General features: G+C 62.2%; 8 protein-coding genes. All 8 read right to left on the reverse strand.

The window, feature by feature from the left end; genetic code table 11:
• Window positions 1-106: 106 nt before the first annotated feature.
• The 8 genes from BGN91_RS14990 to BGN91_RS15025 all read right to left on the reverse strand — a co-directional run bounded on the left by BGN91_RS14990 (window position 107) and on the right by BGN91_RS15025 (window position 7,853).
• Window positions 107-637 carry a YcnI family protein gene (locus tag BGN91_RS14990; RefSeq protein ID WP_292614480.1) on the reverse strand — a complete coding sequence of 177 codons (531 nt, stop codon included), beginning with the start codon at window positions 635-637 and terminating at the stop codon, window positions 107-109.
• A complete protein-coding gene (locus BGN91_RS14995; RefSeq protein WP_292614482.1) occupies window positions 637-1,167 on the reverse strand; it encodes a copper chaperone PCu(A)C in 531 nt (176 codons plus the stop codon). The genes BGN91_RS14990 and BGN91_RS14995 overlap by 1 nt, the downstream gene beginning before the upstream one ends.
• Before the next feature lie 95 nt (window positions 1,168-1,262).
• Entirely contained in the window at window positions 1,263-3,482 is a 2,220-nt protein-coding gene (locus BGN91_RS15000) for a TonB-dependent receptor (protein WP_292614484.1), read from the reverse strand.
• A 90-nt stretch (window positions 3,483-3,572) separates the two neighbouring features.
• Window positions 3,573-3,944, reverse strand: a complete 372-nt coding sequence (locus tag BGN91_RS15005; RefSeq protein ID WP_292614486.1) for a DUF2946 family protein — start codon at window positions 3,942-3,944, stop codon at window positions 3,573-3,575.
• A 630-nt stretch (window positions 3,945-4,574) separates the two neighbouring features.
• Window positions 4,575-4,850: a DUF1467 family protein gene (locus BGN91_RS15010; protein ID WP_292614488.1), complete on the reverse strand. Its 276-nt coding sequence runs from the start codon at window positions 4,848-4,850 to the stop codon at window positions 4,575-4,577.
• Window positions 4,850-5,254, reverse strand: a complete 405-nt coding sequence (gene mce / locus BGN91_RS15015; RefSeq protein WP_292614492.1) for a methylmalonyl-CoA epimerase — start codon at window positions 5,252-5,254, stop codon at window positions 4,850-4,852. The genes BGN91_RS15010 and mce overlap by 1 nt, the downstream gene beginning before the upstream one ends.
• A gap of 116 nt (window positions 5,255-5,370) precedes the next feature.
• The gene (locus BGN91_RS15020) at window positions 5,371-7,041 is read right to left on the reverse strand and encodes a ribonuclease J (protein WP_292614494.1); all 1,671 of its coding nucleotides are present in this window, start codon (window positions 7,039-7,041) and stop codon (window positions 5,371-5,373) included.
• A complete protein-coding gene (locus BGN91_RS15025) occupies window positions 7,041-7,853 on the reverse strand; it encodes a biotin--[acetyl-CoA-carboxylase] ligase (RefSeq protein WP_292614490.1) in 813 nt (270 codons plus the stop codon). The genes BGN91_RS15020 and BGN91_RS15025 overlap by 1 nt, the downstream gene beginning before the upstream one ends.
• Window positions 7,854-7,893: the final 40 nt, after the last annotated feature.

The following is a 7,893-nucleotide window of genomic DNA, read 5'->3' on the forward strand; positions in this document are numbered from 1 at the left end:
CTGCTGGCGATGAGGCTGGCGTGGGCGAAGGCCGCCGAAGGCAGCATCACCACAGCCAGCAGCCAGCAGCATACCGCCAGCGCCGAACGTCTCACGGACGCGCTCCTCAGTGGCTGGCCTTCAGGCGAACCACAGGCGCAGGCGTACGCAGCTTGTCGGTGTCCTGCCCGGCGGACGGGATTTCAATCCAGCGCTCGACGCCCTGCTCGCATTCCTGCACGGCAGGAAAATAAAGGCTCTGTCCAGCCTTGTCCGGAAGTCGCACGATCAGGCCAAACGTGTCGTAGAGGTTATCCGGCAACGGACCGCCGTGCCATGCGACCTCGTCGACAACCTCGGTGACGGATTTGCCGTGCGGCCCCGGCACCGGCGCATCGAGCTTTCTGCTTTTGATTTCGACTTTCCAGCCCGGCTTCATCTGCGGTTTCGCCGACAGGATTCCGTCCGGCAATTTGATCCGCAGCGCCGTCGTCGCACTGCCATTGCAACCGTGCGGCACGGTAAAGACGAGATGCGCATAACTGTTTGCAGGCGCGTCCGCGGGCTGGACCGTGACATGGGCCAGCGCCGTGTTGCACGAGGCCACTGCGGCAGCCGCCGCAATGGCCGAACCGATCCACAATCGTACCGCGCGCATCACTTCATATGACCGTCATGCTGATGATTCATCATCGCTCCGCCGGCCGCCGTGCTCGGCGCCCGCGCGCCAATACCCTGCACATCGAGCGTGACGTCGACCTTGCCCGCTTTTTCGAATTCGAGCGTCACCGGCACCTTCTCACCTTGTTTGAACGGATGCTTGAGATCGACCAGCATCAGGTGATAGCCGCCCGGCGCCAGCTTGACGGTCTTGCCAGGCTTGATGACGAGGCCACCTTCAACCGGATGCATTTTCATCACGCCGTTGGTCGTGCTCATCTGATGAACCTCGAGCTTGGCGGCCGCCTCCGTCGAGCCGCCGACAAGCTTGTCGGCGGTCGCGCCCTTGTTCTCGATGGTGAGATAGCCGCCGCCGACCTTGGCGCCGCCGGCCGTGGCACGGGTCCACGGCTGCGAGATGACCAGATCGCCGGCCTTGACGGACTCGGCGTGGACCGGCGTAACCAGCCCAAGCGCGGCGATCGCGAACGCACCTAGCATGCCGCGAAGCATCAACGATGATTTCATGACATTCTCCATTTTTGGTTCTGCCGCTGTAGAAAGGTTCCGCCATGAACGCCAGGCGGGATCATGACAGCGAGCGCGCACAGTGACTGACATGCTCACCATCGGACTTTGAATCCAGCATAGACCGCTCGCCCGGTGCCGGGTTCAAACAATGGTGAATTGGCGTTGGCGCGGTCGATGATCGCCGCCGACGCGATATACGCTTTGTTGGCGAGGTTGCGGGCCTCGATATAGCCGGAATACCTGCCACCGTCGTCGAAGCCCGCCTTCAGCCCGTAGATCGCGTAAGCATCTGTGCTCAGCGTATTGGCGCTATCGGCATAGTAGCCCTGCGGCACCCATTCGAGGTTCGGGCCGACATAGAATCCGTTGGGATGCTTGTAGAGCAGCTCGGCGCGAACGAAGTGGCGCGGCGCGCCCGGCAACAGGTTGTTGCCGAACGATGCATCGTTGTCGAAACGGAAATCATTAAAGGTGTAGGCGACGTTGAGCCAGAGCTTGTCGGGTCTATCGCCACGCACGAACAGATTGCGGAAGATCGCGGCGCCCGCGCCGGCCTCGATGCCCTGATGCATCGTGCGGTCGGCGTTGGTGACGTTGCAGTTGCCGAACGCGCTGTAGAGACAGAGCAGTTCGTTCCGGATCTGCGCTCGGTAGTATGTCAACTCCCATGTGGCATCCGGCCTGTGGCCGCGGGTGCCGATCTCATAGGTCGTCGCGGTTTGCGCGCGAATGCTGGTGAACGGAATCGTGGGAATGCCGGGGCCATTCGCACTCTCGCCGAAGCTCGGCACCTCGGCGCTGCGCGAGACATTGGCGAAGGCCTGCCAGGTCGGATCGATCTGCCATAGCAACCCGCCCTTCGGGCTCCAGAGGTTGAACTCGGTTCGGCCCGATTGATCGCCGTCGCTCAGGAAGCGATCCCGCCGGTCACGCGTAGCGTAGAGGAACTGCGTGCCGGCGACCGCGGCGACGGTGGGCAGGAAATAGAACGAATCCTCGACATAGACCGAGGTGTTCTGCGAGCGATCGATCGAGGACGACAGCAGCGCGCCTTTCTGGCCTGCGAGGTTAGCGAACTGTTTATTGTCGATGCTGCCGTCAAGCAGATTGACGCCCGCCACCAGGCGATTACGGAAGCCTCCGATATTTCGGTCATCGGTCACCCGCGCAAACCCGCCATAATCCAAATAGTGATAATCCAGCCATTGGAAGATCGGGTGCATCAGGTGCCGGTCGACCCCGAACGCGCCGAACTCGACGGTCGTGTCGTCGAACCGCACCGTGGTCTTGTTGCCTAACCGCACGGTGTCGATGTTACGCTGCTGGTCGAGTGCGATGTTGCCGGCGGCGGCGGTCTGGGGCGACGTCAGCGCCGAATCCTTGCTGACGGTGCCGGGAATGCGTTGCCGCACGTCATTGGCGTTGATGTAAAACCGCGTTTCGAAATCCGGCGAGAACTGATAGCCGACATTGCCGCTCACGCGCGTCGAATGACCGTTACTGTGGTCGCGGAAGCCGTCGCTCGCCTGGGTCGACGCGGTGAGGAAACCATCCCACGGGCCGTTGCTGCCACCGGTATTGGCTTGAAGCCGCCGAAACCCGAATGCGCCGGCGTCGACGCTGACGCCGTTGACGAACGGATCGCGGCCGGACGGCGTCACGAAATTGATAGCGCCGCCGAGCGAATTGGCGCCGAAGCGCAGCGCATTGCCGCCCTTGAACACCTCGACGTATTTGTAGGCGGTCGGGTCGATTTCCTGAAAATCACCGTAGCCGTCGGCGGTGTTGATCGGGATTCCGTCCATATAGAGCTGCACACCTCGCAAGTGGAAGTTGCGCGACAGACTCGAACCGCGGATCGACAGCCGGGTGTCGTCGCCCCATTTCGGCTGAGCGAAGACGCCCGGCACATAGTCCAGAATATCCTTGATGGTGTTGGCGACCGTCGAGTTCTTGTAGGCGTCGGCCGTCACCAGCGCGACGCCGCCCGGCGTCTGCTGGATTTCCCGCAGCGCCTGCTGCGCGGTCGCGACGGTCAACGATGCGGGGACAGCCGCCGGAACAGCGACCTGCGACGGCGCCGGCGCATGACGCGCAGCGAGACGGCGCGGCGCCTGATTTGACCGGGCTGCGCTGCGCGTCGCGCGCTTCGGCGCGAGGCGGTTGGAGTGGGGCGCCGTGACCGTTACCGTCGGCAAGGTGACGCCGGAACTGGACTGCGCGAGAGCAGTGGAAGGCGATACGATCACAACTATCGTCGCGAGCGCGCCGCAAAGCGCGCTACCTCCGCCGAGGGCGAGGTGGTTGAACATGATATATTCCTGATACCGGACAATCGCCGGAGCGTTCGAAAGATCGGATCACTACGATGTCATCGCAGCAATCATTCAAAATTTACTAAATCAGGAAATTCCGGGAGGGCCGCGGGCCTGCGCGTTGGAGCCTGCCGCGGAGGACGGCGGCACGAAGCTCAATTCGCGCCAGATGACCGCGTTGACCTCGCGCCCAACCTTGACGACAGAGCCTTGCGGGTCAGGGATCGGGGTTGCGGAATGAACCGCGCCGCATAACGTACAGCAGTTGGCTTGCCCCTGCTGCTGGTCTGTCTGACCATCTTGCGACAAGGCGGCATCGGCAGCATGGGAGCAGATCGCCCCCGCCAGCGGATCGGCCGCCGCGTTGCTGAATGCGAGACAAGCCGCAACCGGTGCAAAAATCTGCACCAGCATCGCAATCATGACGATTGGAAGAAACTTTCCCAGCCGCCGTCGCATGGGTCCCCAGCCTTTCGGGCCGAGAGCTACCATGGCCCGACCAGGGTTGTCGAGCCGGATTTCCCAACCGGGTTGCGCGAACAGACCGGTCGAGGAGCAAGGGCGAATAGAACGAAGCAATTGCCTATAGCGTTTTCGAGCGAAGTGGAATCCGGTTCGCGTGAAGAAAACGCGTCAAATCAAGAACCTAGAGTCACCCGTTTCCAGGAAACGGGTGGAAGACTCTAGGGGGAAGCCGAACCTCGAAAAATCATTGTCGAGAACCGTGACAGGCGTGAAAGGATCGGCTACCGTCGGCTTCAGACTACCTGCGCAAGGTATCAGTCTGGTGGTCCAAGTCTCGGGAGGAACCCTGGCGCATCCAAACAGCGCCGCCCCGCCAAGGAACGATAAAGCCGACTGTAGGGGAAAACAGGGTCGATACAATTTTGAGAGTAGGGCTTTGGTCCTGCTCTTTATTTTTTGAAGATCAGTCTTCGAGGTCGGGTGCGGGCCGATCGCGCTCAGATGCTCTGACGGAAGGCGGCAGGGAGGCGCGAGTGTCCGCGGCCCCTCTCCTGCACTCCCCGGAATTTGCACTCCACGGATTTGCACCGCCCGGAATTGAGACGAACGGGAGCCGTCGGCAATCTAACCCGGGAAGCCCATCAGCCGCGACAGCCGGGTGACATTGAGCAAACCCGAATAATACGCCCATGTCGCAGCGCCATAAAGGACCAACGAAACGATCGTGGTCCAGATCATTTTGCGGCGCATCAACGCCATCACCGGGGCTCCGGGATCGGTGCCCGGAGCATGGTCACCGTCTTCATGCTGGCTTCGGACGCCGAACGGCAGCATCAGAAACAGCGTGATCCACCAGAACACGAAGTAAATAGCAAAACCGGAGAAGATTACGGAAGCCATCAGGACTGCTCGATCTCGACAAGCGCGCCGGAAAAATCTTTCGGATGGAAGAAAAGCACCGGCTTGCCGTGCGCACCGATCTTCGGCTCACCGTCGCCGAGAACGCGTGCGCCTTCCGATATCAGAAGATCACGAGTCGCGACGATATCCGGTACCTCATAGCATATATGGTGGATACCGCCATCGGCGTTGCGTTCAACAAATCTCGCGATCGGGGAAGCATCGCCGAGCGGCTGGATGAACTCGATCTTGGTGTTTGGCAGCGCCGCAAACACGGTGATCACTCCATGCTCCGGCAGCGGCACGGCCGCAGAAATCTCCGCGCCGAAAGCGGCGCCGTAGATCTTCGCAGCCTTTTCAGCGTCCCTGACCGCGATCGCTACATGATTGAGCCGGCCCAGCATCACGTCCTGCAATGTTCGATGATTGAATTCCAACTCGCGACGCCTGCGCGGGCAAGACAGACATTCACGTCCAACGTCCAACGTCCGCAGTCAAGGGGTGCATCAAACTCACGAGACTAGCTCACCAGAACGTGAACATAGCAGAGCGGCTTCTTGCCCCACTCTTCCGCAATCGTTGCCCGCACGGCGCGGCGCAACGACTCGGCCATCGAATCCGGATCGCGCCGCTGCCCTCGCGGCAACGACTTCACCGTCGAGATCACGGTTTCGAAAACAATATCGTCGAGCAGTTCGCCCGCGGGATTCTTTTCCGGGACGCCGACGAGATCGATCTCGGGATCGTCAATCAGTTCGCCCTTGTCGGTAACGACGAGCGCCACGAACACGCAGCCGGCAAATGCCATGCGCCGCCGTTCGATGACCGCGCGCGATTTTGAATCCTCAAGAATGGAGCCATCCTTGTAGAACCGTCCCGCCGGCAGCTCATCGATGATGCCGGGTTCTCCGGGTCCAAGCCGGACCAGATCGCCGTTCTTGCAGACCAGGACTTTCGGAACGCCCACGGCGCGCGCCAACCGCGCATGTTCGGAGAGATGCAAAGCCTCGCCGTGCACGGGGATCAGAACCTGCGGACGAACCCACGCGATCAGGTCCCGCAATTCGTCGCGGCGCGGATGGCCGGAAACATGAACCAGTTCGGTGCGATCGGTAATGACCTCGATACCCTGAGCCACGAGACCATTGATGATCGCGCCGACAGCTTTCTCGTTGCCGGGAATGGTGCGCGAGGAAAAGATCACGGTGTCGCCACGGTTCAGCGTCACCTGCGGATGGTCATCCCTGGCGATGCGCGCGAGAGCTGCACGAGGTTCGCCCTGGCTGCCCGTGCACACCGCCAGCACCTTGTCCGGCGGAAGATGACCGTATACATCGGCGCTACGGAACTCCTGCATCCCGTCCAGATGTCCGGTCTCGCGTGCGACCTGCACCACGCGTTCCATGGCGCGGCCGACCACCACGACCTCCCGTCCCGCTCGGCGCGCGGCGTCAGCCACCGCGCGCAGCCGCCCGACGTTGGATGCGAACGTCGTCACCGCGACGCGGCCTTTGGCTGCCTTCACCAATTTTGCGATCGTGCCGGCGACTTCGGTTTCGGAGGGCGAGCGCCCGTCGCGCACCGCATTGGTGGAATCGCCGACCAGCGCCAGCACGCCCTCGTCGCCGAGTTCGCGAAGCCGCCGCTCGTCGGTCGGCAGACCAACGAGCGGGGTCGGATCGATCTTCCAGTCGCCGGTATGCAAGACGATTCCCGACGCCGTATGAATCGCAAGCGCATGGGATTCCGGAATCGAATGCGCCACGGGAATGAATTCGACGCCAAAGGGACCGATATCGATCCGGCCGCCGGAAGGCACCACGGTCACCGGAATCTCCGGCGGATTGCGTTCCGCCGCGCATTTGGCCTCGAACAGCGCCGCGCTGAATTTCGTGGCGTAGATCGGGCATTTCAGGCGCGGCCACAAATCGATGATCGCGCCGAAGTGATCCTCATGGGCGTGAGTGAGCACGAGACCCACGAGGTTCTTCCGCTCGCTTTCGAGAAAGCGAATGTCCGGCATGATGAGATCGATGCCCGGCAGATGTTCCTCATCGCCGAAGGACACACCGAGATCGACCGCGAGCCAGCTTCGCTGATGGCGGTTGCCGAGCCCGTAGATCGACAGGTTCATGCCGATCTCGCCCACGCCGCCGAGCGGAGCGAACATCAGTTCATCGGGCCGCGCTATCATGTTGCTCCGATCGATGCCGCTGTACCGAAATACACGTCGCCGGCGGAGACAGCCACGCGCTTGCCGTCGGAGGTCATGACGATCAAGCAGCCGTCGTCGTCGAGGGTATCGAAGCGGCCGGATATCGTGGACGCGCCGGACTGAACCGAAACAGTCTGACCGACCCCAGCGGCCCGATCGAGCCACAGACGCCTGAGACTGCGAAAGCCACGCCCTTGGTCCCAGACGTCGCGGAACTCCACCCAGGCCTCGCTCAGCGCGCGGAACACATCCTCGGCCCCGATGTCGATGCCGAGGTCGCGCAGCGACACCGCAGCATTCGGCATTCCGTCGGGTGCGGCGGCGACATTGACGCCGATGCCGACGACGACGGCCAGACGGTCATGTGCGACGGTCTCGGCCTCCAGCAGGATGCCCGCAAGTTTCCTGCCGCCTGCCAGCACATCGTTCGGCCATTTCAACCTAAACGTCACGTCGTCGGAACCCGAGGATCTCACGCACGCCTCGAGGCTGACGGCTTTCAGCGCAGATTCGAGCGCCAGTCCCGCCGCAAAGCTCAGGGTCGCCGCCACGCCGGGCGACGTGTCGATGACCTCGAGAATGCTGCTGGCCAGATTGCCATAGGGGGCAACCCAGGCGCGCTGCCTGCGCCCCCGCCCCGCTGTCTGCGCCTTCGTCACCAGCCAGATCGGACCGGTCTCGCCGGCTCGCGCACGCATCAGCGCTTCGGCGTTGGTCGAGCCGATACTGTCGAAGGCCGCGAGCCGGTAGCCTGATGATGTGGCTCGTGGACCCAGCGAAAATGTCATTTAAGCCGATGCCATTCAGAATAATGACTTCGCAGCCGCC

It is taken from the genome of Nitrobacter sp. 62-13 (genome assembly GCF_001896955.1).
GTDB lineage: Bacteria > Pseudomonadota > Alphaproteobacteria > Rhizobiales > Xanthobacteraceae > Nitrobacter.